The 24,445-nt window shown below is 68.0% G+C and carries 22 protein-coding genes; 14 read left to right on the forward strand and 8 right to left on the reverse strand.

Translation table 11 applies throughout. The annotated features are described in order from the left end of the window. Window positions 1-117: 117 nt before the first annotated feature. The 3 genes from ABIC44_RS17565 to ABIC44_RS17575 all read right to left on the reverse strand — a co-directional run bounded on the left by ABIC44_RS17565 (window position 118) and on the right by ABIC44_RS17575 (window position 1,736). A complete protein-coding gene (locus ABIC44_RS17565; RefSeq protein ID WP_354296750.1) occupies window positions 118-366 on the reverse strand; it encodes a hypothetical protein in 249 nt (82 codons plus the stop codon). Between the two features lie 55 nt (window positions 367-421). After that, entirely contained in the window at window positions 422-967 is a 546-nt protein-coding gene (locus tag ABIC44_RS17570; protein WP_307104560.1) for a CHAP domain-containing protein, read from the reverse strand. Window positions 968-1,085: 118 nt separating this feature from the next. Next, a complete protein-coding gene (locus ABIC44_RS17575; protein ID WP_354296751.1) occupies window positions 1,086-1,736 on the reverse strand; it encodes a DUF6975 family protein in 651 nt (216 codons plus the stop codon). A 270-nt stretch (window positions 1,737-2,006) separates the two neighbouring features. Here ABIC44_RS17575 and ABIC44_RS17580 point away from each other — a divergent pair, with 270 nt between their 5' ends. From ABIC44_RS17580 to ABIC44_RS17595, 4 genes are all read left to right on the forward strand, one after another. Next, window positions 2,007-4,259, forward strand: coding sequence for a S9 family peptidase (locus ABIC44_RS17580; protein WP_502959865.1), 2,253 nt, complete (start codon window positions 2,007-2,009; stop codon window positions 4,257-4,259). A 147-nt stretch (window positions 4,260-4,406) separates the two neighbouring features. Beyond that, window positions 4,407-5,123 carry an MgtC/SapB family protein gene (locus ABIC44_RS17585; RefSeq protein ID WP_309696282.1) on the forward strand — a complete coding sequence of 239 codons (717 nt, stop codon included), beginning with the start codon at window positions 4,407-4,409 and terminating at the stop codon, window positions 5,121-5,123. A 58-nt stretch (window positions 5,124-5,181) separates the two neighbouring features. After that, entirely contained in the window at window positions 5,182-5,466 is a 285-nt protein-coding gene (locus ABIC44_RS17590) for a GIY-YIG nuclease family protein (protein WP_354296752.1), read from the forward strand. 144 nt (window positions 5,467-5,610) lie between these two features. Further along, complete coding sequence (locus ABIC44_RS17595; protein WP_307099643.1) at window positions 5,611-6,636, forward strand: aspartate-semialdehyde dehydrogenase; 1,026 nt, start codon at window positions 5,611-5,613, stop codon at window positions 6,634-6,636. Between the two features lie 142 nt (window positions 6,637-6,778). On the opposite strand, the gene ABIC44_RS17600 is transcribed toward ABIC44_RS17595, so the two are convergent. Then, window positions 6,779-7,423 (reverse strand): YitT family protein, encoded by a 645-nt coding sequence (locus ABIC44_RS17600; RefSeq protein ID WP_307099641.1) that lies wholly within the window; start codon window positions 7,421-7,423, stop codon window positions 6,779-6,781. A 184-nt stretch (window positions 7,424-7,607) separates the two neighbouring features. Between ABIC44_RS17600 and ABIC44_RS17605 the strand changes: the two genes are divergently transcribed. From ABIC44_RS17605 to ABIC44_RS17615, 3 genes are all read left to right on the forward strand, one after another. After that, a complete protein-coding gene (locus ABIC44_RS17605) occupies window positions 7,608-8,390 on the forward strand; it encodes a helix-turn-helix domain-containing protein (RefSeq protein WP_354296753.1) in 783 nt (260 codons plus the stop codon). Between the two features lie 126 nt (window positions 8,391-8,516). Next, a complete protein-coding gene (locus tag ABIC44_RS17610; RefSeq protein WP_307099637.1) occupies window positions 8,517-9,278 on the forward strand; it encodes an alpha/beta fold hydrolase in 762 nt (253 codons plus the stop codon). Window positions 9,279-9,356: 78 nt separating this feature from the next. Then, complete coding sequence (locus tag ABIC44_RS17615) at window positions 9,357-11,192, forward strand: M2 family metallopeptidase (RefSeq protein WP_354296771.1); 1,836 nt, start codon at window positions 9,357-9,359, stop codon at window positions 11,190-11,192. A gap of 276 nt (window positions 11,193-11,468) precedes the next feature. Here the strand turns inward: ABIC44_RS17615 and ABIC44_RS17620 are convergent, their stop codons facing one another. The 4 genes from ABIC44_RS17620 to ABIC44_RS17635 form a co-directional block, all read right to left on the reverse strand. Continuing rightward, entirely contained in the window at window positions 11,469-11,915 is a 447-nt protein-coding gene (locus tag ABIC44_RS17620; protein ID WP_354296754.1) for a hypothetical protein, read from the reverse strand. A 59-nt stretch (window positions 11,916-11,974) separates the two neighbouring features. After that, on the reverse strand, window positions 11,975-13,411 hold the full coding sequence (locus tag ABIC44_RS17625; protein WP_307099632.1) for an AMP nucleosidase: 1,437 nt from the start codon (window positions 13,409-13,411) through the stop codon (window positions 11,975-11,977). Between the two features lie 106 nt (window positions 13,412-13,517). Next, the gene (locus ABIC44_RS17630; protein ID WP_307099630.1) at window positions 13,518-13,736 is read right to left on the reverse strand and encodes a hypothetical protein; all 219 of its coding nucleotides are present in this window, start codon (window positions 13,734-13,736) and stop codon (window positions 13,518-13,520) included. A gap of 97 nt (window positions 13,737-13,833) precedes the next feature. Continuing rightward, a complete protein-coding gene (locus tag ABIC44_RS17635) occupies window positions 13,834-14,313 on the reverse strand; it encodes a peroxiredoxin (RefSeq protein WP_354296755.1) in 480 nt (159 codons plus the stop codon). Window positions 14,314-14,434: 121 nt separating this feature from the next. Between ABIC44_RS17635 and ABIC44_RS17640 the strand changes: the two genes are divergently transcribed. The 7 genes from ABIC44_RS17640 to ABIC44_RS17670 all read left to right on the forward strand — a co-directional run bounded on the left by ABIC44_RS17640 (window position 14,435) and on the right by ABIC44_RS17670 (window position 24,245). Further along, window positions 14,435-14,998 carry a YqgE/AlgH family protein gene (locus ABIC44_RS17640; protein WP_354296756.1) on the forward strand — a complete coding sequence of 188 codons (564 nt, stop codon included), beginning with the start codon at window positions 14,435-14,437 and terminating at the stop codon, window positions 14,996-14,998. 159 nt (window positions 14,999-15,157) lie between these two features. Further along, on the forward strand, window positions 15,158-16,576 hold the full coding sequence (ahcY, locus tag ABIC44_RS17645; protein ID WP_307099625.1) for an adenosylhomocysteinase: 1,419 nt from the start codon (window positions 15,158-15,160) through the stop codon (window positions 16,574-16,576). Window positions 16,577-16,735: 159 nt separating this feature from the next. After that, window positions 16,736-19,123: a sensor histidine kinase gene (locus tag ABIC44_RS17650; RefSeq protein WP_354296757.1), complete on the forward strand. Its 2,388-nt coding sequence runs from the start codon at window positions 16,736-16,738 to the stop codon at window positions 19,121-19,123. After that, window positions 19,120-19,566, forward strand: coding sequence for a tRNA (adenosine(37)-N6)-threonylcarbamoyltransferase complex ATPase subunit type 1 TsaE (gene tsaE, locus ABIC44_RS17655; RefSeq protein ID WP_354296758.1), 447 nt, complete (start codon window positions 19,120-19,122; stop codon window positions 19,564-19,566). The genes ABIC44_RS17650 and tsaE overlap by 4 nt, the downstream gene beginning before the upstream one ends. Further along, the gene (locus ABIC44_RS17660; RefSeq protein WP_354296772.1) at window positions 19,563-20,546 is read left to right on the forward strand and encodes an aminoglycoside phosphotransferase family protein; all 984 of its coding nucleotides are present in this window, start codon (window positions 19,563-19,565) and stop codon (window positions 20,544-20,546) included. The genes tsaE and ABIC44_RS17660 overlap by 4 nt, the downstream gene beginning before the upstream one ends. Beyond that, entirely contained in the window at window positions 20,543-21,298 is a 756-nt protein-coding gene (locus ABIC44_RS17665; RefSeq protein WP_354296759.1) for a nucleotidyltransferase family protein, read from the forward strand. The genes ABIC44_RS17660 and ABIC44_RS17665 overlap by 4 nt, the downstream gene beginning before the upstream one ends. Continuing rightward, a complete protein-coding gene (locus ABIC44_RS17670; protein ID WP_354296760.1) occupies window positions 21,291-24,245 on the forward strand; it encodes a PD-(D/E)XK nuclease family protein in 2,955 nt (984 codons plus the stop codon). Before ABIC44_RS17665 ends, ABIC44_RS17670 begins: the two co-directional genes overlap by 8 nt. Window positions 24,246-24,445 lie beyond the last annotated feature (200 nt).

A 24,445-nucleotide genomic window follows, 5' to 3' on the forward strand; every position in this document is an offset into this window, starting at 1 on the left:
GAGCGCCCACCCCTCACCCAGCTCCGACTAAGCCTTTGCTTTCGCAAAGGCCAAGTCTGCGCAACCCTCTCCCCTCTGCGAGGGGCGAGGGAAGGCATCGCTGAATGGCGACCGGCCTTAGCGTTGGGGCTTCAGGGGTTTGTCGGCCTTGACCGGCACCGGACAGCCGTCGATCTCGCGGATCACGGCATATTGCGGGTCGGCATCGGGCATCTCGTTCAGCTTGTGCAGACCGACGCTCGGGGTCTTGCGGCTGACCCGCCTTTCCTTCGGTGCGCAGCGTTCGGGCAACCGGCCCAGCGTCGGGGTGACGGGCCACGCCTCATCGGCGGCGGACAGGGCGAGCAAGGCGAGCAGCGACAGCATCGGCATCCTCCCAGATGACGGGCGTCAGCCTATCATGACGCGCCGTTACCGACAATCAGCGTGCGACATAGGCGTCGATCAGCGCGCCGACATAATCGGGCTTGGCGCCGGTCAGTTCGGGCGCGGTGCGGCCATTGCCATAGATGAATCCGTAGATCGGATAGGTCGTGCTGCCCAGGCCGTCCGAATCGCGGAACCAGACCTTCACCACGCTCCAGTCATTGGCGGGCGACACGTCGAACAGCGTGACGTCCTGCTCGGCATGGCCGCGTTCGCCATTCTGGATCGACCAGTTGGCATGGGTCAGCATCAGCACCCGGTCCTCGACCACGCGGCTGACCACCGCGACATGGCCGAGCGGCAGGCGGCTGGTCTTTTCGAAGACGACGACCGCACCGACCCGGGGGGCGTGGCCGCGCGGATATTTCCCCGCCGCCTGCGACCACCAAGTCCAGGCATCGCCATAAAGCGAGATGCCCGAGGCTTGCCGCGCGAAGGGGACGCACTGGCCGACATAATCCAGCAGCGAGCGCGCGTCCGAAGGGATGGCGACCGTCAGCGCACAGAGTGAGAGAGTTGCCTTGGACACCACGCCTTTCATCTCTGTCACGGTAACGAACCTCGCTTAATCGTGAACTGTACAAGATGGTTAATGCGGCCTTAGGGCGATCAGCCGAGCGTTCGCCGCGACCGATCGAGGCTTTGCGACCGCCACGGGGCTATCCGCGCCGCGCGCTGGCCCGCGCCTCCAGGATGTTCCACAGGCCGCGATGCTGGACGAACAGCTGGGTCGCACCGAACCCGCGCGCACGCGCGAGGCCGATGGCGGTATCGTCTTCGGGGTCTTCCAGGATCGGATCGGGCATCGTGCCGGGCAGCGAGGCCAGCCCGAACCGCCGTGCCGCCTGGTCGAGCACCTGCCGGATCGCGCGCCAGTCGAGGATCAGCGCGGAGACCGCGCCGGTCGCGCAGCCGCGCCGGTCCGAATTGGCCAGCATTTCCAGCGTGTGGCGCAACTGGGTCAGCGCCGCATCGGTCTGTGCCTGTCCCGGCGTCGAGGGCAGCGGCCCTGCCGCCGACGTCAGATGCGCCAGATAGGCGCGTTCATGGGCAAAGGCGGTGGACGACTGGATCAGCCATGGCAGGGTGTCGATCTGGATGCCGCGCGCCATCGCGTAATCGATCATGCAGGGGTGATTGCCATGCACCGCGCAGACCGCATGGACCGCGTCGGTCAGGTCGTGGAGCAACGCCTGCGGCAGCAACAGCGCCTGGACATGCGGGTGCCCGGCGCTGCCCAGGCGCGCCATGATCGCCCCGATATCGCCGCTTCGGTCATTCTGTATGTCAAAGGCCGTCGAGCTTGCCATGTCCATTCCGAAAAAGACCAGGGAGGCCGTGCGCGGATAGGATGCGCCTTCCGACCCCGGAGTTTCGGCCTAATCCAAATTCGTTAACGGCCGGTTTACGAATAATGGAAAGCATTGCGATCTGCGGAAAATCGCGGGGAGCGGGACGGGCCGATCCCCGCCGATCCGACATGGTGTCGATCCGGCTTTACGGAACGCGGTCTCGTCGCGATAACGCCCGGCAACGCGCCGGGGGCGCCCCCGGCGGCAATGAGGCTTGGAGTGGTATGAATGCGCAAATGGGTGCTGGGTCTGGCGCTGGCGTCGGTCGGGGCGTCGATCGCGATGGGATTGGGGGCGCCCGCCATGGCGGCTGAACCGGAAAAGCAGGGCGAACTGACCCTGGCGCGCGTGTTCGGCAGTCCCGACCTGTCGGGGTCGCAGCCGCGCGGGTTGCGCCTGTCGCCCGACGGCACGCTGCTGACCTCGCTGCGCCCGCGCGCCGACGAGCGCGAGCGGCTGGACCTCTGGGCGCGCGACACCCGCACCGGCGCGGAACGCATGCTGGTCGACTCCAAGAAGGTCGGCTCGGGCGCCGAACTGTCCGAGGCCGAGAAGATGCAGCGCGAACGCGCGCGCATCGGCGGGTCGAAGGGCATCGTCGCCTATGACTGGGCGCCCGACGGCAAGTCGATCCTGGTGCCGCTGGACGGCGATCTCTATCTCGCCGGGCTGGACGGACAGGTCCGTCGCCTGACCAACACGCCGGGCGGCGAGCTGAACCCGATCGTCAGCCCCAAGGGCGGCTATGTCAGCTTCGTGCGCGACCAGAATCTGTGGGCCATGCCGCTGGCGGGCGGAGAGGCGCGGGCCTTGACCAAGGAAGGCGGCGGCACCGTCCATTTCGGCGAGGCGGAATTCGTCGCGCAGGAGGAAATGCACCGCTTCACCGGCTATTGGTGGAGCCCCGACGAGCGTTACATCGCGGTCGAGCGGTTCGACGATGCGCCGGTCAAGGTCGCGGTCCGCGCCGCCATCGGTGCGGCGGGCACCAAGGTCTATGAACAGCGCTATCCGGCGGCGGGCACGCCCAATGCGCTGGTCGACCTCTATGTCATGAAGGCGGACGGGTCGGGCCGGGTGAAGGTCGATCTGGGCACCAACCCCGACATCTATCTGGCGCGCGTCGACTGGACGCCGGACGGCAAGACCCTGCTGGTCCAGCGCGAGAGCCGCGACCAGAAGACGCTCGACATGCTGCGCGTCGACCCGGTGACCGGCAAGTCGACCATCCTCTTTACCGAGCGTTCGGGCCAGCGCAGCTGGCTGAACCTGTCCGACGCCTATCGCCCGATGAAGGACGGCAGCCTGATCTGGCGGTCGGAGCGCGACGGCTATGGCCATCTCTATCACTTCGCGAACGGCCAGTGGACGCAGCTGACCAAGGGCCCCTGGGTCGTCACCAATCTGGTCGGCGTCGACGAGGCCAAGGGGCGGCTCTACTTCACCGGGCTGAAGGACGATGTGCTCGAACAGCATCTCTATGCCGTCGACATCGCGCATCCGGGCGTCGTCACCCGCCTGACCGAGCGCGGCTATACCAACAGCGCCACGATGGACTCCTCGGCCAGCCGCTTCATCGTCTCGCGCTCCAGCCCGAGCCAGCCGACCCAGGTCTATCTGGCCGACACCACGGGCAAGCGGCTGAGCTGGATCAACGAGAACGCGATTGTCGCGGGCCATCCCTATGCGCCCTATCTCGCCAGCCACCGCGAGACGCAGTTCGGCACGATCAAGGCCGATGACGGCACCACGCTCTATTGGGAGATGATCACCCCCAAGCTGGAGCCGGGCAAGAAATATCCCGTCTTCTTCCAGCATTATGGCGGCCCCGGCACCGGCCAGCAGGTCACGCGCGGCTGGCAAGGGGCGTTGCCGCAATATCTGGTCGATCAGGGCTGGATCTTCTTCCAGATCGACAATCGCGGCTCGTATAATCGCGGCAAGGCGTTCGAGGATGCCATCTATCACGCGATGGGCACGGTCGAGGTCGCCGACCAGCTTGCAGGGGCGAATTATCTGAAGAGCCTGCCCTTCGTCGATCCCGCGCGGATCGCGACCTATGGCTGGTCCTATGGCGGCTATATGTCGATCAAGATGCTGGAGAAGACGCCTGGCGTCTATGCTGCCGCCGTGTCGGGCGCGCCGGTGACCGACTGGCAGCTTTACGACACCCATTATACCGAGCGTTATCTGGGCGACCCGCGCACCGATCCGAAGAGCTATGCGACGTCGCAGGCGATCACGGATGCCGCGAAGATCCGCGATCCGCTGATGCTGATCCACGGCATGGCCGATGACAATGTCTTCCTCGACAACGCCACCGCGTTTGCCGCCGAGATGCAGAAGACCGACACGCCGTTCGAGATGATGCTCTATCCCGGCCAGACCCACCGCGTCGGCGGGCCGGGCATTTCCGAGCATCTGTGGCATACGATCCTGAACTTCCTGAACCGGACGGTGAAGGATAAGCCGGCGAAGTGATCCCGATCCTCCCCGGCACGGGGAGGGGGACCATGCGCAGCATGGTGGAGGGGGCTGGCGGCAAGGGGTGACCTGTGCGGCACGCCCCCTCCGTCAGCGCTGGCGCGCTGCCACCTCCCCGTAACGGGGAGGATGTATGGACATGGCATGGCATTCCTGAAGACCTTCCACCTCTGGCCGTTCCTCGACACGCTGGTCAGCTATCTGACCGCCTTCGTGCTGGGCACGGTGATCGGGGCCGAGCGGCAATATCGCCAGCGGACCGCGGGCCTGCGTACCAATGCGCTGGTCGCGATCGGCGCGGCGGCGTTCGTCGACCTGGGCCAGCGGCTAGGCGGCAATGTCGAGTCGATCCGCATCATCGCCTATGTCGTGTCGGGGATCGGGTTCCTGGGCGCGGGCGTCATCATGAAGGAGGGGATGAACGTCCGCGGGCTGAATACCGCGGCAACCCTGTGGTGCTCGGCGGCGGTCGGCTCGATCGCGGGCAGCGACATGGTGGCCGAGGCGGTGCTGCTGACCGGCATCGTCCTGCTCGCCAACACCGCGCTGCGCCCGCTGGTCGATGCGATTAACCGCATCCCCGTCGAGGGGCGGCATGTCGAGGCGACCTATTCGGTCAGCCTGACCACCAGCGCGGCGCAGGCCGGACCGGTCGGCGACCTGCTGGTCGAACATCTGGAGGGCGCGGGCCTGCCGGTCGGCGAACTGGATAGCGAGGAGCGGGGCGAGGACCAAGTGACTGTCACCGCGATCCTGACCAGCACCATCGTCGAGGCGGGCGAACTCGACCGGATCACCGATCATTTCCAGAGCGTCCACGGCATCGCCCACGCGACCTGGGCGGCCAGTACGCATGATTGATACGCTCAGAACCGTCGCCCCAGCGCAGGCTGGGGCCTTTCGCCGCATAGGCTGACCGATGCCGGGCTGGGTCTATATCATGACCAACAAGCCGGACGGCGTCCTCTATATCGGCGTCACCGCACATCTGGCGGCGCGCATTCATCAGCATCGCACCGACAAGGGCGCGGAATTTTGTCGTCGCTACGGGCTGCACCGGCTGGTTTACGCCGAGGAACATGGCCGGATCGAGGATGCCATCGCCCGTGAGAAGGCGATGAAGGCCTGGAAGCGGGAATGGAAGATACGGCTGATCGAGAGTCTCAATCCCGATTGGGACGACCTTTTCGACCGGCTGGCGTGAAGGCGAAAGGCCCCAGCCTTCGCTGGGGCGACGTGTCAGCGCCTAAACCCCCGCTTGCCTTTCCCAAACGCGCACTATTCGTAAAGTCGGTGGACGTGTCCGCGCAATGACGCTACCGGCTCAGGCTTCCGAGTGGAGGGTTTAATGGGTTATCGCGTGGTGGTCGCCGGGGCGACGGGCAATGTCGGCCGGGAAATGATCAACATTCTGGCGGAGCGGGAATTCCCGATCGACGAGCTGGCGGTCGTCGCCTCGTCGCGCAGCCAGGGCGACCAGATCGAATATGGTGAGACCGGCAAGATGCTCACCATCAAGAATATCGAGCATTTCGATCCCACCGGCTGGGACATGGCGCTGTTCGCGATCGGGTCGGACGCGACCAAGGTCTATGCCCCCAAATTCGCCGCCGCGGGCTGCATCGTGATCGACAATTCGTCGCTCTATCGCATGGACCCGGACGTGCCGCTGATCGTGCCGGAAGTGAACCCGGACGCGATCGACGGTTATACGGCCAAGAACATCATCGCCAACCCGAACTGCTCGACCGCGCAGATGGTCGTGGCGCTCAAGCCGCTGCATGACAAGGCGACGATCAAGCGCGTCGTCGTCGCGACCTATCAGTCGGTGTCGGGCGCGGGCAAGGCGGGCATGGACGAGCTGTTCGAGCAGAGCCGCAACATCTTCGTTGGCGACCCCGCCGAGCCCAAGAAGTTCACCAAGCAGATCGCCTTCAACGTGATCCCGCACATCGACAGCTTCCTGGAGGACGGCTCCACCAAGGAAGAGTGGAAGATGGTCGCCGAGACCAAGAAGATCCTCGACCCCAAGGTCAAGGTGACCGCGACCTGCGTCCGTGTGCCCGTCTTCGTCGGCCATTCCGAGGCGCTGAACATCGAGTTCGAGGACGAGATCTCGGCACAGGAAGCGCAGGACATCCTGCGCGAGGCGCCCGGCGTCATGCTGATCGACAAGCGTGAGGACGGCGGATACGTCACGCCGATCGAATGCGTTGGCGACTATGCGACCTTCATCAGCCGCGTGCGCGAGGACTCGACGGTCGATAACGGCCTGTCGCTGTGGTGCGTCTCCGACAATCTGCGCAAGGGCGCCGCGCTGAACGCGGTGCAGATCGCCGAACTGCTCGGCCGTCGCCACCTGAAGAAGGGGTAAGTCTCGATCCTCCCCGGAACGGGGAGGGGGACCATCGCGAAGCGATGGTGGAGGGGGCTCTCCGAAGGGCAGTCCTATCGGGAAGCCCCCCTCCGTCAGCGCTGCGCGCCGCCACCTCCCCGTATCGGGGAGGATAAAGGGTTCACCGCCCCATATATAGCCCCGGCCGGTGCCAGGCGAAGAGGATCAGGCTGATCGCCGCCGCGCTGATCGCCGACCAGATCAGCTGGGTGCCCGTCACCACCGGGATGGCGAGGCTGAGGATCACGACGTCGAGCGCGACCTGGGTCAGCCCCATATTCCATCCGTGCTTGCGATAGAGCCAGATGGTGATGACCCCGGTCCCGCCGACCCCCGCCTGGTGTCGGGCGAGCGACAAGATGCCCATGCCGATCACCGTACCGCCCACCAGCGCGGCAAAGGCCGGGTGGACCGCATCGACATGCACCGACACTCGCGTGATCGCCGAGGCGATGCCGATCCCGACATTGACCAGCACCGTCTTCACCGCGAACCGCGCGCCCATCACCTTGTGCGCGAACAGGAAGAACGGGATGTTGACCAGCGTGAACAGCACGCCCGCGGGCAGCGGGATCAGATAGGACAGCAGCAGCGCGACGCCCGCGATCCCGCCGGTCACCAGCCCCGCCGCTTTCAGGAACACCAGCCCCACGATCAGCAGCGTGCAGCCGATGAAGATGGCATAGGCGTCTTCGAGCAGGCTATGCGGCCGCCCGATCGGGCTGGGCGGCAGGGTCTCGGCGGCGGGAGCGGTGGTTGCGGTCATCAAGCGTCCGGTTATGGGTCCGGCATCCGCTCCATCGGCCCGCTTCTGGCGGCAGGCATGGCGCCTTTTAGCGCAACTGCTTAGCCAAGCCAAATGGCGGGCGGCGGGCCCGCGCCATCGTCCGCCCGAAGGGTACAAATTATTGGGGGTGGCGACACGCACCGCGCGGGCATAGGGCGCGCCGATGACCATGAAGGAGCGCCACGGCCTCGCGGCCCTGACCGACAAGGAGAAGCAGACGCTGCGCCTGATCGTCCGGGGGCATGACGCCAAATCGGTCGCACAGACGCTCGACCTGTCGGTCCACACCATCAACGAACGGCTGCGCGACGCGCGGCGCAAATTGTCGGTGTCGAGCAGCCGGGAGGCGGCGCGGATGCTCCTCGATGCGGAAGGGGGCATGGTCGTCCCGCCACCCCCCGAAAAGTCGGGGGACATGACGATCGGGGAGGACCGCCCGGCCGCGACGGAGGATCAGGCCATGGCGCCGATCGACGGCGTGGGGCGCGGCGGACGCCGTTTCCCGATCCTCATAGGAGTCTTGCTCATGACCCTTGCCCTCGGCCTGATGGCCCTTTTCGGCTTGCCCCATATGCTCGCGACGTCGCCACAGGATGCCCCGGCCGCCTCCGCCGCCCACGACCCGGCGGTGGTCGACGCCGCGCAGCGCTTCCTGGCGCTGGTCGATCAGGGACGCTGGGCGGACAGCTACCGCGCGACCGGCTTGGCTTTTCGCAGGATCAATACCGAGGCGGTTTGGGCGGCGGCCTCCGAAAAAATGCGTGCCCAGATGGGGACGATGGTCTCGCGGTCGTTCCTCTCGCAGGAAAATCTGCCCGCGCCGCCCGATGGCTATGAGGTGGTGAAATTCCGCGCGCGCTATTCCAGATCGGGCGATGTCATCGAGACGGTCACGCTCGAGCATCAGGCGGGGGCGTGGCGGATCGTCGGCGTCACGGTCGGCTGAGCCACGGTCTTTCCGCCATCGGAAACGGGCCCGTTCGCGGCATTCCGGCCGCAAACGGGTCCACATCCCACGCGATCTATATTAGGGCGATCCGGTAGCCCCGCTTTCCTACCGGAGATTTGACCCTTGGCCGAAACCGCCCCCGAAACCCGCTTCTTCGACAGCTTCGACGGGACGCCGATCGCGTGGCGCGAAATGGGGGAGGGGCGGGCGCTCGTCCTGATCCATGGCTATTTCTCCGACGCGAACACCAACTGGATCCGCTATGGCCACGCCGCCGCGATCGCGGCCAGGGGCTACCGGGTCATCATGCCCGATCTGCGCGCGCATGGCGAAAGCGGCAAGCCGCATGACCCCGCCGCCTATCCGAAGGACGCGCTGACCCGCGACGGCCATGCGCTGGTCGAGCATCTCGGGCTGACCGATTATGATCTGGGCGGCTATTCGCTGGGCGCGCGGACGGTCAGCCGGATGTTGGCCACGGGGGCGGAGCCGGGCAAGGCGATCTTCGCGGGCATGGGGCTGGAGGGGCTGCTCCATACCGGTCGACGGGTCGATCATTTCACCAACATCCTGACGCGTCTGGGCGAGCATAAGCGCGGTTCGCCCGAATGGATGGCGGAGGCGTTCCTGAAGACCACCGGCGGCGATCCGGTCGCGCTGCTGCATATCCTGAACACCTTCGCCGACACGCCGCTATCGGCGATTGAGGGGTTCGACCTGCCCGCTCTGGTCGTCGCGGGCGTGGAGGATTTCGACAATGGCGCGGCGGTCGATCTGGCCGACGCGCTGCCGCGCGGCCGCTATGTCGAGATTCCGGGCAATCACATGAGTTCGGTGACCAAGCCCGAACTGGGGGAGGCCATCGCCCGGTTCCTGACCGCTTGACGGCGGCGGGCAAAGCCGCGCAACTGCGCGTCATCGGCTCCGCTTCGAGAGCAATGTGATGAATTCAGGGGGAAAATGATGCTTCGCTCCGCCGTTTCCGGCACCGTGCTCGCCTTCGCGCTGGCGGGGGCCGCCCATGCCCAAACCGCCCCGCAGCCGGCCGCGACCCAGCCCCCCGCCACCGTCGCGGGCGCCGATGCCTTCGTCGCGGAGGCCGAGAAGACGCTGGCCGACAAGTCGGTCGGGGCGCAGCAGATCGCCTGGGTCAACGCGACCTATATCACCGACGACACCGACGCGCTGGCCGCCGCCTCGGGCGCGGAAATGACCGATCTCGCGGTCCGCTACGGCCTGGGCGCGGCGCGCTATCAGGCGCTGCCGGGCCTGTCCTATGATACCAAGCGCAAGCTGGACCTGCTGCGCGGCGGCATCACGCTGCCCGCGCCCACCACGCCCGGCGCGGCGGCGCAGCTGTCGATGCTGACCACGCGCATGTCCTCGGCCTATGGCAAGGGCAAGGGGCTGCGGAACGGCCAGCCGATCAACGGATCGGATATCGAGGCCGCGATGGGCAGCGAGCGCGATCCCGCCAAGCTGAAGGAGATGTGGGTCAGCTGGCACGACAATGTCGGCGCCCCGATGCGGCCTGACTATGCGCAGATGACCGCGCTCGCCAACCAGGGCGCCAGGGAGCTGGGCTATGTCGATGCCGGGTCGCTATGGCGGTCCGGCTATGACATGCCGCCCGAGCAGTTCGCGCAGCTGACCGACAGGATCTGGGGCGAGCTGGAGCCGCTGTACCAGGCGCTGCACACCTATGTCCGGTGGAAGCTGAACGAGAAATATGGCGATGCCGTCCAGTCGAAGACCGGCCCGATCCGCGCTGACCTGCTCGGCAATATGTGGGCGCAGGAATGGGGCAATATCTATGACCTCGTCGCGCCCAAGGGGGCGGGCGATGTCGGCTATGACACCGGCGAGCTGCTGAAGGCCAAGGGCTATGACCCGATCCGGATGGTGAAGGCGGGCGAGGGCTTCTACTCCTCGCTGGGCTTCGCGCCCCTGCCGCAGAGCTTCTGGCAGCGTTCGCAGATCGTGAAGCCCGCCGACCGCGAGGTGATCTGCCATGCCTCGGCCTGGGATGTCGACAACAAGGACGATATCCGGATCAAGATGTGCACGAAGGTCAATGCCGACGACTTCGTGACCATCCATCACGAACTCGGCCATAATTACTATCAGCGCGCCTATAAGGACCAGCCCTTCCTCTACAAGAACGGCGCCAATGACGGCTTCCACGAGGCGATCGGCGATACCGTCGCGCTGTCGATCACGCCCGATTATCTGGTGAAGATCGGGCTGCTCGACCCCGCCAAGGTGCCGAGCGCCGACAAGGATATCGGCCTGTTGCTGCGCCAGGCGATGGACAAGGTGGCGTTCCTGCCCTTCGGCCTGCTGATCGACAAGTGGCGCTGGGGCGTGTTCTCGGGCCAGATTCCGGCGGGGCAATATCAGGCGGGCTGGGACGCGCTGCGTCTAAAGTACCAGGGCGTGGTGCCGCCGGTCGCGCGGGACGAGACGAAGTTCGATCCGGGGGCCAAGTACCATATCCCGGCGGGCGTGCCCTATGCGCGCTATTTCCTGGCGCGGGTGCTTCAGTTCCAGTTCTACAAGGCGGCGTGCGACCAAGCCGGGTGGAAGGGGCCGCTCCACCGCTGTTCCTTCTATGGCAACAAGAAGGTCGGCGAGAAGCTGAACGCGATGCTGGCCATGGGGCAGTCCAAGCCCTGGCCGGACGCGCTTCAGGTGTTCACCGGCAGCCGCGAGATGTCGGGCAAGGCGCTGGTCGAATATTTCGCACCGCTGAAGGCGTGGCTGGACCAGCAGAACAAGGGCAAGCCGCAGGGTTGGTGATGTTGCGAGGGGTGAATGGCGTTGCCCGCCCCTCCACCACTCGCTTTCGCGAGCGGTCCCCCTCCCCAAGCACAGCTTGGGGAGGAATGAAGCGGCACCCCAAATCCTCCCCATCTTTGATGGGGAGGGGGACCGCCGCGAAGCGGTGGTGGAGGGGCGCTTAGCCCAACGCCCGTTCAGGCTGAGCGAAGTCGAAGCCCACGCCTGACCATAGGCCAAGGAGACAGGCTTTCCCCGTGGCCTTCGACTTCGCTCAGGCTGAACGGAGGTTGGGGATCAGTTCTTCTTGCCGTCTTCGCCTTCGCCCTTGTCGCGCTTGGGCGTACTCCCCCGCAGCGACAGCAGCGCCGCGGTCAGCCCGGCGGCCGCCGCCAGACTTCCTAAAATCGACGCCACCCCCCATTTGCCGCCAACCCGGTCGAGCCCATGCTTGCCCAGCGCCGGTGCCGGTGCGGGCTTGATGGGGGCGGGCTTGCGCGGCGGCGACTTGCGCGGCGTGGTCCGCTTGGTCGATCGCGGCTTGGGCGGTGCCTTGGGCTTGGCGGCGGGTTGGGGGGCCTCGGCGGCCTCATCCTCTGCCGCGACGGGCTCGGCCTCTTCGCGCGGCTTGTCCTCGACCGGTTCGGGCGCAGGACGCTTCCGGGGCGCGGCGGTGCCAGCCGTCTTGGGCGCGGCGCGGCGGCGGGGCGGGCGTGGCTTCTTGGTGTCCGGTGTATCGACCATCGACATTCCCCCTGTTTCGGTCCGTCTGCGTAACGCTTCGCCCCGCCGCCGGTTGCCGGTCAGCGGAAGGGCGGCTCGTTGAACGCGCGCAGCTTGCGGCTGTGCAGCTTGTTGCCCTCGCGGCGGAGCTGTTCGCACGTCTCGATGCCGATCCGCATATGCTCGCTGATCGCCCGTTCATAGAAGCGGTTGGCCTGGCCCGGCAGCTTCAGCTCGCCGTGCAGCGGCTTGTCCGACACGCAAAGCAGCGTCCCATAGGGCACGCGGAAGCGATAGCCCTGCGCCGCGATCGTCGCGGACTCCATGTCGATGCCGACCGCGCGGCTGAGCGAGAAGCGCAGCGCCGACTTGGAATAGCGCAATTCCCAGTTGCGATCGTCGGTGGTGACGATCGTGCCGGTGCGCAGGCGACGCTTGAGGTCGTCACCCGACTGGCCGGACACGATCTCGGCCGCCTTGGCCAGCGCGACCTGCACCTCGGCGATGGCGGGGACCGGAATTTCGGGCGGCAGCACATCGTCCAGCACATGGTCGTCGCGCAGATAAGCGTGCGCCAGCACATAGTCGCCGATCCGCTGGCTGGGACGAAGCCCGCCGCAATGGCCGATCATCAGCCACGCCTCGGGCCGCATGACCGCCAGATGGTCGCAGATCGTCTTCGCGTTCGACGGGCCGACGCCGATATTGACCAGGGTGATGCCGGTGCCGTCCTTGGCGACCAGGTGATAGGCGGGCATCTGGTGCCGCCGCCACGCGCTGTCGGTGACGATCTTGTCGACATCCTCGGGCCGCTCGATCACCACGCCGCCCGCGCCCGACAGGGCGGTGAAGCGCGACCCCTCGCCCAGTTGCGACGCGCCCCAGCGGACGAACTCGTCGACATAGCGGTGATAGTTGGTGAACAGCACGAAACGCTGGCAATGCTCGGGCGGCGTGCCGGTATAATGGCGCAGCCGGGCGAGCGAGAAGTCGGTGCGAAGCCCGTCGAACAGCGCCAGCGGCCGGTTGCCGTCGGCGGTCATCCACAGCCCGTCGGCGATCTCGTCGCCGATATGCGCCAGCTCGGTCGCCGGAAAGAAGCGCGCCAGCTCGGCCGCCGACACCGTGTCCAGGCTCAGCGCATGGCCGGGATCGAGCACATAGGGGAAGGGGATTTCCTGCCGCCCCGCCACCGCCTCGACGGTGACGTCGTAATCCTCGATCAGCAGGGTCAGCTGCTCGACCAGATAGTCCTTGAACAGGGCGGGCTTGGTGACGCTGATCCGATAGTCGCCGGGCGATACCAGCCGTCCGAAGGAGCGCATCGGGGTCGGGCGTCCGACGTCGCCGCGAAAGACCAGGCGGATTTCGGGATAGGCGAAACAGCCATGCGCCCGGTCGTCGAGCGAGGGCACGGTGCCGTCGCGAAGATAGGCGGTCAGCGCGTCCTTCAGCCGCGTGACGGAGGCGGTGTAGAGGCGGTCGAGTTCCTCGACGATCTGTACGGCATTGGTCATGCTACAGGAGCTAGGCCCTGTCGCGGAAGCTGACAAGCGGGTGGGTCGCGGAAGCTGGCAAGCGGGTGCGGACGATGCCGTGGCCGTCCGCACCCGCCCCGTCGGGTCAGGCGCCCTGCGTCGAATTCTCGTCGTCGCTGGCGGTGCGCAGCTTGGCCGCACCGAACGCCGCCCCGGCCACCGCCGCCGCGACGCCCGCCGCGATTCCGGCGGCGGCATAGGGGTGGCTCTTCACCGTGTCACCGGCGGCCTTGGCCGCGCCCTGCGCCTTTTCGGCCAGGCTCTTGGCCTCGGCCTGCTTCTCGGGGGGGACATAGGTGGTCATGCCATGGTTCCTCTTGTCTGTTGATCCTCGCGTGCAAAACGCATGGGGAGTTGGGGCTGTTCCGCCAGCGATCCAAATCCCCGCGCCGTCCGCTGGATCAGAGCTGGCTGAGGAGGTGCTCGGCCGAGCTGACCTTGAACTCGCCGGGCGCCTCGACGAACAGCTGTTCGACCACGCCGTCATTGACCAGCATGGTGTAGCGCTGGCTGCGCAGGCCCATGCCGAACTTGGTGCCGTCCAGCGTCAGGTCGACCGCCTTGGCGAAATCGCCATTGCCGTCGGCCAGCATCGTGACGCCACCCGCGCCCTGCACCTGGCCCCAGGCCTTCATGACGAAGGCGTCGTTGACCGAGGTGCAGGCGATCTCGTCCACGCCCTTGGCCTTCAGCGCATCGGCCTGGGCGATGAAGCCGGGCAGGTGCTGCGCCGAGCAGGTGGGGGTGAAGGCGCCCGGCACCGCGAACAGCGCGACGCGGCGACCGCCGAAGTAATCGGCGGCGTTCACCTGCTCGGGGCCCTCGGGCGTCACCTTGACCAGCGTGGCGGCGGGGAGGCGGTCTCCGACCTTGATCGTCATCGTTGCAATCCTTGGGGCATCGCGGCCCGGCACCATGCCGGGTGTCGCGGCCGTCCATGCCGCCAAGCCGCCCCGCATTTCAAGCATGGCGAGGCGAAGCGGTGATCCCTATAGTCGGGATGTGCATCAACTGACCTATCTCTCCGGCCAATTCCTGCTGGCCATGCCCGGCATGACCGATCCCCATTTCGATCATGCGATCATCGCGATGTGCGCGCATGACGAAGGCGGCGCGCTGGGCATCGGCGTCGGCGCGACGATCGACGGCATCGGTTTCCACGCGCTGCTCGACCAGTTCGGCATCACGCCCGGCGACGCCCCCGACGCGCCGGTCCATTATGGCGGCCCGGTCGAGCCCCGGCGCGGCTTCGTGCTGCATAGCCATGACTGGCAGGGGCAGGACAGCGTCGATGTCGGCGGCCGCTGGGTCCTGTCGAGCACGGTCGACGTGCTGCGCGCCATCGCCGAGGGGCGGGGGCCGGAACGCTGGATCGTCGCGCTCGGCTATGCCGGATGGGATGCGGGCCAGCTGGAGGGCGAGCTGCGCGAGCCGGGATGCTGGTTCAATGTCGGCGGCGAGCCGCGCATCCTCTACGACGTCGGCGCGGGCGCGCGGTGGCAGGCGGCGTTCGGCGCGGCGGGGGTCGATCCACGCCAGCTGGTGACCGGCGGCGGCACGGCCTGAGCCTGCGTTCCCGCCGGTATCGACCCGCATCCGATACCCGCTCAACGATATAAAGATATCTTTATATTTGATCCCTAGGGCGATCGCCGCTAAGGCGTCGGCCGTGCCGATCGGCGTTTCCCACGTCTTGGTCGGCCCCATTTTGCACGGAGTTTCGTCGTGTCCACGACTGCTGCCACCAAGAACGATTACGTCATCAAGGATATCGGCCTGGCCGATTTCGGCCGCGCCGAGATCAAGATCGCCGAGACCGAGATGCCCGGCCTGATGGCCCTGCGCGAGGAATTCGGCGCGGCGCAGCCGCTCAAGGGCGCGCGCATCACCGGCTCGCTGCACATGACGATCCAGACCGCCGTGCTGATCGAGACGCTGACCGCGCTGGGCGCCGATGTGCGCTGGGCGACCTGCAACATCTTCTCGACCCAGGACCATGCCGCCGCCGCGATCGCCGCTGCTGGCATTCCCGTGTTCGCCGTGAAGGGCGAGACGCTGGCCGAATATTGGGACTATGTCGGCGACATCTTCGACTGGGACAAGAATGGTGACGGCACCACCGCCAACATCATCCTGGACGATGGCGGCGACGCGACCATGTTCGCGCTGTGGGGCGCCAAGCTGGAAGCTGGTCAGACCTTCGGCGAGCCGGAGAACGAGGAAGAGGTCGAGTTCCAGCGATCGGTCAAGGCGTTCATCGCCAAGAAGCCGGGCTATCTGACCCAGACCGTCAAGAACCTGAAGGGCGTGTCGGAAGAGACCACGACCGGCGTTCACCGCCTGTACGAGATCGCCAAGAAGGGCGAGCTGCCCTTCCCGGCGATCAACGTCAACGACTCGGTCACCAAGTCGAAGTTCGACAACCTCTATGGCTGTAAGGAATCGCTGGTCGACGCGATCCGTCGCGCCACCGACGTCATGCTGGCGGGCAAGGTCGCCGCGGTCGCCGGTTTCGGCGACGTGGGCAAGGGCTCGGCCCAGTCGCTCCGCAACGGCGGCGCGCGCGTGCTCGTGACCGAAATCGACCCGATCTGCGCGTTGCAGGCGGCGATGGAGGGCTTCGAGGTCGTGACCATGGATGAGGCCGTGAAGCGCGCCGACATCTTCGTCACCGCGACCGGCAATGCCGACGTCATCACCGCCGATCACATGAAGGCGATGAAGCCCATGTCGATCGTCTGCAACATCGGCCACTTCGACTCCGAGATCCAGATCGCGGCGCTGTCGAACTACAAGTGGACCGAAGTGAAGCCCGGCACCGACCTGGTCGAGTTCCCGGACGGCAAGCAGATCATCGTGCTCGCCAAGGGCCGCCTGGTGAACCTGGGCTGCGCGACCGGCCACCCGTCCTTCGTGATGTCGGCCTCGTTCACCAACCAGACGCTCGCCCAGATCGAGCTCTGGACCAAGGGCGAGAACTACAAGAACGAAGTGTATGTTCTCCCGAAGCACCTCGACGAGAAGGTCGCCGCGCTCCATCTCGAAAAGCTGGGCGTCCAGCTGTCGAAGCTGAGCGAGAAGCAGGCCGCCTATATCGGCGTGCCGGTCGAGGGTCCGTTCAAGCCGGATCACTACCGCTACTGATCCCGCTCGGCTCCGGCCGACGGGAAGGGAAGGGGGCTGCCCGGCCGGGCGGCCCCCTTTTTCGTGCGGGACACGCGGCGCTCTTCTTCATTCTGGCGCATCGCTGGCGGATCGGGTTAGAGGAGTAGGGATGCGCAGCCTTGCCCCGGACCTTGTCGGATGATCGCGATCAGCAGCGTCGAGGCGGCTCTGCTGGGGGCGGCGGCGTGCGCCGTCATCGTCACGGGCATGGTCCTGATGTTCCTGGGGCTGCACGCCCGCAAGGAAGCCTCGGCGGTGCGGCTGGAGCGCGACCGGCTGGATGCGCTGCTGCGCGCCGGGCCTGCGCAGGCGATGCTGGTGCGCAGCGACGGGCGGATCGACATGCCCCGGCGCCTGGCCGACTGGCTGGGCCTGCCCGATGTCGCGCGCTTCCCCGAGGAACTGGGGGACGAGGTCTGTGGCCTGACCCCCGACGACAGCGCCGCGCTGGGCATCGACCTGATCGCCGCGCAGAAGAGCGGCAAGCGTTTCCGTCGGATCATCCGGCCGCAGGGATCGCCCAGGACGCTGTTGTTCGACGGCGCGCGCGCGCCGCAGGACCAGGGTGCGGGCGGCGCGGTGGTCGTCTGGGTCTTCGACATGACCGATGCGCAGGACGAGATTGCGCGGCTGGATGCCGAGACCAAGCGGCTGGGCAATGCCTTCCAGGCGCTGACCGGGCTGATCGAGGCGGCGCCGCTGCCCATGTGGTATCGCGGCGACGACCTCCGGCTCGCCATGGTCAACACTGCCTATGTCGAGGCGGTCGAGGGGCGCGATGCCGCCGACGTGGTCGGGCGCGGGCTGGAACTGGTCGAGGGATCGGGGCGCGGCGGCCCGCTGGCGGGGGCGGCGGCGGCCCGCGACCAGGGACGGCCGCACGAACAGGTTCTGCCCGCGACGATCGACGGCGCGCGGCGCGCGCTGCACATCTTCGACGTGCCGCTGCCGACCGGGGGCATTGCGGGCTTCGCGGTCGATATCGAGGATCTGGAACAGTCGCGCGCGGGCGCCAAGCGCTTCGCCGAGGCGCAACGCGCGATGCTCGACCGGCTGTCGGCGGCGGTCGCGCATTTCGGGCCCGACCGGGGCCTCGTCTTCTGCAACCAGCCGTTCCGCCGGATGTTCGCGATGCGCGCCGAATGGCTGGCCGACCATCCCGAATTCGACCGCGTCCTCGAGCGGATGCGCGAGGCCAGTCGCAGTCCCGAGGTCCGCGACTTCCCCGGCTGGAAGGCCGAACGCGCCGCCTGGTTCCGCCAGGCGGGAGGCGGCATCGAGGAGCAATGGCATCTGCCCGGCGGCACCCATTTGCGCGTCGTCGCCCAGCCGCTGCCCGATGGGGGCCTGCTGCTGATCTTCGAGGACCGGACCGAGGAGGTGCAGCTGGCCTCCGCGCGCGACACGCTGTTGCGGGTGCGCACCGCGACCTTCGACAATCTGTTCGAGGCGCTGGGCGTCTTCGCCGCCGATGGCCGGTTGCAGCTGTGGAACAACCGCTTCCGCGCGCTCTGGGGGCTGGAGGAGGAATTCCTGTCCAGCCATCCGCGTGTCGATGCCTTTGTCGACCGGGTCGCCGGGCGGCTCGCGACCCCCAGCCGGTCCGAGCTGATCGTCGAGCTGGTCCGGTCCGCGACGCTGGAGCGGCAGCAGCGCAGCGGGCGCGTCGCCTTTGCCGATGGGCGGCATTTCGAATTTGCGGGCGTGCCGCTGCCCGACGGCAACGCGCTGTTCACGCTGCTCGACATCACCGACAGCAGGCGTGCCGAACAGGCCGCGCGCGACCGGGCCGATGCGCTGGAGGCGGCGGACAAGGTCAAGACCGCCTTCGTCGCCAATATGAGCTATGAGCTGCGCACCCCGCTGACCTCGATCAGCGGTTTTGCCGAGATGCTGCATGGCGGCTTTGCCGGGCCGCTGCCCGATACCGCGATCAGCTATATCGAGGCGATCCTCGAATCGACCGAGCGGCTGGGGTTGCTGGTTGACGATGTGCTGGACCTGACCCGCGATCAGGTGGATGCTGACATCGCGCGCGAGGATGTGCAGCTGGGCCGCGTCGCGCGTGCGGCGGCGGACACGATCCGTCCGGTCGCGGGGCGGCGCAAGCTGGACTTCGCGGTCGAGATTCACCGCTCGCTCGGCCGGATCACCGGCGACCGCCGCCGCCTGCAGGAGACGATCGAGCATCTGCTGCGCCATGCGGTCGAACAGACGCCCGAGGGCGGCCGCATCCTGCTCCATGCAGACGGCGATTCGGCGCGGGCGCGGATCGTGGTGTCCGACGACGGCCAGGGCATGGACGAACAATCGGTCGCCCACGCCTTTGACCGCTTCGCCGAGCCGGGGATCAAGGCCACCGGCGAGCGCGCGCTGGGGCTGGGCCTGCCGCTCGCCAAGCAGTTCGTCGAGGCGCATGGCGGCACCATCAGCCTGTTGTCCGAACCGGGGCAGGGGACGCTGGTCACGGTGGAACTGCCGCGAAGGGTGGCCGACAAGATCCCGACCGCAAAGGAAAAGCCATGACGATCCGGCTGGCCGATGCCGCCGCCACCGAGGATTTCGGCCGCCGCCTGGCCGCGCATCTCCGCCCCGGCGACGTGGTGACGCTGACCGGCACGCTGGGCGCGGGCAAGACCAGCCTGGCGCGCGGGCTGCTGGCGGCGCTCGGTCTGCCCGGCGAGGCGCCGAGCCCGAGCTTCGCGATCGTCCAACCCTATGCCCCGCCAGAGACGGCCTTTCCCGTGCTGCATGTCGATCTCTACCGGCTCGACGGGCCGGAGCAGCTGGAGGAGCTGGGGCTGGACGAGGCATTGTGGGACTCGGCGCTGGTCGTCGAATGGCCCGACCGCGCGGGCCCCGATGCCTGGCCGCAGGCGCTGGCGCTGGCGCTGGAGATGGATCCGGATGGCGGACGTGTCTTGACAGCCAGGGTCCCCTCGGGCTGGGAAGCGCGATGGCCGATATGACCCCGCCGGCGGACGCCGCCGCCTTTCTTGCAAGCGTCGGATGGGAGGGGGCGGTGATCGCGCCGCTCGCCGGTGACGCCTCGTTTCGCCGTTATTTCCGCGTCACGCGTAGCGGCCACAGCGCCGTCCTGATGGACGCGCCGCCGCCGCATGAGGACCCGCGCCCCTTCATCGCGATCGCGCGCTGGCTGGTCGGCCGGGGCTTTGCCGCGCCCGCGATCCTGGGCGCGGACGAGGTGCGCGGGCTGGTCCTGATCGAGGATTTCGGCGACGACCGGATGCGCGAGGCGATCGAGGCCGATCCCGATGCGACGGCGAAGCTCTACGGCGATGCGGTCGACCTGCTCGCCGCGCTGCGCGGCCACGCGCCCGAGGGGCTGGCCCCCTATGACGCCGCCGTCCTTCACCGCGAGGCGGCGCTGTTCCCCGAATGGTACACGCCCACCGTTGGCCTGGACGTCGATGTCGCGGGCTATCGCGCCGCCTGGGACCGGGTGTTCGCCCATGCCATCGCCGACAATCCCGTCACGGTGCTGCGCGATTATCATGTCGAGAATCTGATGCTGGTCGGCCCGATGCGGACGCTGGGGCTGCTCGACTTTCAGGACGCGCTGGCAGGGCATGCCGCCTATGACCTCGTCTCGCTGCTTCAGGACGCGCGGCGCGATGTCGAACCGTCGATCGAGCAGGCGATGCTGGAACGCTATCTGGCCGCGACGGGCGAGGGGGATGCGTTCCTGAACGCCTATCATGTGCTGGGCGCGCAGCGGAACGCCAAGATCCTGGGCATCTTCACGCGGCTATGGAAGCGCGACGGCAAGCCGCGCTATGCCGCGCTCTGCCCGCGCGTCTGGGCCTATCTGGAACGCGACCTGTCGCAGCCGGTGCTGGCCCCGGTCGCGGCCTGGTTCGACGACAATGTGCCGCCCGAGTTGCGCGGCGATCCCCATGTCCTTGCATCGCGGGGCGACGGCGAATGACCCGACAGCTTTCCATTCGGCCCACCCCGGCGGGCCTCGTGCCGCGCACCGCGATGGTGATGGCGGCGGGGATCGGCAAGCGGATGCGCCCGCTGACCGCGACCCGGCCCAAGCCCTTGGTGTCGGTGGCGGGCAAGCCGCTGATCGACCATGTCTTCGACCGGCTGGTCGCAGCGGGGGTCGAGCGGGCGGTGGTCAATGTCCATTACCTGGCCGACCAGCTAGAGGCGCATCTGCGCGACCGGTTCCCGGAGATCGAGATCGTCATCTCGGACGAGCGCGACCAGTTGCTGGAAACCGGCGGTGGGCTGGTCAAGGCACGGCCGCTGCTGGGGGACGCGCCGGTGCTGGTGGTCAACAGCGACAATCTGTGGGTCGACGGGCCGGTCGACGCGATCCGCCTGCTGGCATCGCGCTGGGACGAGGCCGCGATGGACGCGCTGCTGCTGATGGTGCCGCTGGCGCGCGCGCACAATCATCAGGGGCAGGGCGATTTCCATCTGGGGGCCGATGGCCGGATCACCGGGCGGCGCAGGCCCGGCCGGGTCGCGCCCTTCTCCTATACCGGGCTCCAGATCCTGCATCCCCGGATCATCGCCGATGCGCCCGAAGGGGCCTTTTCGACCAATGTGTTCTGGGACCGTGCGATCGCGGCCGGGCGCGCCTATGGCCAGGTGCATCAGGGGCTGTGGTTCGATGTCGGCACACCGCGCGCCATTCCGCAGACGGAACTGATCCTCGCGGATGGCTGAGCCGCGCCGCCCGAGGCTGCACACGATCCCGGCGCATCGCGGCTTTGCCGATGCGCTGGTCGCGGGGCTGATGCGGCGTACCGGCGGCGATCCGCTGACGCTGGCGCAGGGCATGATCCTGCTGCCGACCAATCGCGGCGTCCGCGCCGTGACCGAGGCGTTCGTGCGCGCCAGCGGCGGCGGCCTGATCCTGCCGCGCATGGTGGCGCTGGGTGATCCCGAACTGGGCGAGGCGGCGGGCTCCGCGCTCGATCCGGCGGATGCCGAGGCGCCCCCGCCGCCCGCCATCGCGCCCTCCGCGCGCCGGATGATCCTCGCGCGGTTGGTCGAGCAGGAACGCCAGCGCGCCGGTCAGCCGGTCACGGCGGCCGAGGCGGTGCGGCTGGCGGGCGATCTGGCGCGCACGCTGGACCAGATGCTGGTCGAGGAGGTTGATCCGGCCGAACTCGCCGCGCTCGACCTGGGTACCGAACTGACCGAGCATTGGCAATCGGCGCTGGCGACCTTCTCGGTGGTGCTCGACCGCTGGCCTGCGGTGCTGGCGAAGATGGGGCGGATCGATGCGGCGAAGCGGCGGACGCTGCTGCTCGACCGGATCACCGCGCGCTGGGCCGAGGCGCAGCCCGCCGGGTTCGTCTGTGCGGCGGGCGTCACCGATACCGCGCCAGCGGTCGCGCGGCTGCTGCGCTGCGTGTCGGAGATGCCGGGGGGATCGGTGGTGTTCGCCGGGCTGGACCTGACCATGCCCGACGAGGAATGGGATGCGCTGGGCCCCCACAAGCCCGACCCCGATACCGGCCGCACGCGGCGATCGATCGAGACGCATCCGCAATATGCGCTGAAGCTGCTGCTCGACCGGATGAGCGTCGGACGGGGCGAGGTGACGGTGTGGCGTGGCGGCGGCGATTATGACGCGAGGCCGGTGCGCGGCCGCGCCATCGCCAATGCCATGGCCCCGGCGGACTTTACGGCCAAGTGGACCGAGATGCCCGCCGAGGACCGGCGGCTGTCGGGCGTGTCGACCATCGAGCTTGCCACCCCCGCCGAGGAAGCCCAGGCGATCGCGCTGGCGCTGCGCGAGGCGATCGAGGAGCCGGGTCGCACGGCGGCGCTCGTCACCCCCGATCGCGCGCTGGCGCGGCGGGTGGCGGCGCATTGTCGGCGGTGGAACATCCTGATCGACGATACGGCGGGGCGGCCCTTGTCGATCCTGCTGCCGGGGACGTTCCTGCTCCAGCTGGCCGAGGCGGCGGCGCAGCATTTCGCGCCGTTGCCGCTGCTGGCGCTGCTCAAGCATCCGCTGATCCGTGGCGAGATGGACCGGGTGGCGTGGCTGGACGGCGTGCGTGCGCTTGACCGGGCGCTCCGGGGGCCGCGTCCGGCGCCGGGGCTGGACGGGATCGCCGCGCATGTCGCCGACAAGCCGACCGCCGCCGCCTTCTGGAGCCTGGCCGCGCCGATGCTGGAGGCGGTCGGGCGGACCTTTGGCGACGGGCCGCAGGGCCTGCGCACCCTGCTCGCCTGTCTGCGCGAATGCGGGCAGAGCCTGTGCGGCGACGCGCTGTGGACCGGACCGGCGGGGCGTGCCGCCGCCGAATTCCTGGCGGGCTATGAGGAACAGGCCGATCACGGCCCCGCGCGTGTCGATCCCGCCGAATTGCCGGGCCTGCTGCGCAGCCTGTTCGACGAGATCGCGGTCCGCGCCATCCCGCGCGAGGGGCAGCATCCGCGCCTCGCCATCTATGGCCCGATCGAGGCGCGCCTCCAGACCGCCGACCTGATGATCGCGGGCGGGCTGAACGAAGGCGTCTGGCCGGGCCGCCCCGCACCCGATCCGTGGCTGGCGCCGCGCATCCGCTCGCTGCTGGGGCTGGTGGGCCTGGAGCAGCGGATCGGCATCGCCGCGCATGACCTGGCGCAAGCGATGGGCGCGCCGCGCGCGATCCTGACCCGCGCGCGCCGCGACGCCAGCGGGCCGACGCTCGCCTCGCGCTTCTGGCTGCGGCTTCAGGCGATGGCGGGCGACCGGTTCGAGGCGCATCCGACGCTCGCGCGCTGGGCGGAACGGCTCGACCGGCCCGACGACTATAGCCCGGCGGATCGCCCCGCGCCCAAGCCGCCCGCCGCGCTGCGCCCCACGACCATTTCGGTGACCGAGGTCGACCGGCTGAAGGCCGATCCTTACGCCTTTTACGCGCGCCGCGTGCTCCGCCTGTCGCCGCTCGACCCGGTCGATGCCGATCCCAGCGCGGCGTGGCGCGGCACCGCCGTCCACGACATCCTGGAGATGTGGTGGAAGGAGGACCGTTGCGACGTCTCGGCGCTTCGCCCGCGTGCGCTGGCGATGCTGCGCGACCAGCGGACCCATCCGATGATGCGCGCGCTGTGGCAGCCGCGTCTGATCGAGGCGATCGACTGGATCGCCGCCGAGGTCGCCGCCAAGGCCGCCGAGGGCCGCCATGTCCTGAGCGCGGAAGGCAAGGGCGAGGCCAAGCTGGCGGGCGTCACCCTGACCGGACGGTTCGACCGGATCGACAAGGCGGCGGACGGCGCGCTGGTGGTGATCGACTATAAGACCGGCAAGCCGCCCTCCACCACAGCGGTGCGCGAGGGGTTCAGCCTGCAACTCGGGCTGCTGGGCCTGATCGCCGAGCGCGGCGGTTTCGAGGGCGTGTCGGGCAAGGCGGGCGGTTTCGAATATTGGTCGCTGGGGCGCGGGCGCGAGGGGCTGGGCTATATCGCCACCCCGGTCGACCCCGACGGCAAGCGCGAGCGGATCCGCACTGACGAGTTCGTCGCCATCGCGGCGTCGAATTTCGCCGAGGCGGCCGGGCAATGGCTGACCGGGGACGCGCCGTTCACCGCCAAACTGGTGCCCGAATATGCGCCTTATGCGGAGTATGACCAGCTGATGCGGCGGGATGAATGGTATGGCCGTGATCGGTGAAGCGTCGGTGGTAGCGGGGGAGGGACTTGGACCCCGACATCTGCTGGCCAGATCCCCGGACTGGGGCGAGCGTGGTCGCGTGGCCTTCGACTGCGCTCAGGCTGAACGGAGCGAAAGGGATCGTCGCCCCATATCCCATCTTACGTTCGCACTGAGCGAAGTCGAAGTGCAAGGGATGACCTCAACTCTGGGCAAAACTG

Origin of the sequence: Sphingomonas sp. 1185 (assembly GCF_040544655.1) — a bacterium.
In the GTDB taxonomy this organism is placed as follows: Bacteria; Pseudomonadota; Alphaproteobacteria; order Sphingomonadales; family Sphingomonadaceae; genus Sphingomonas.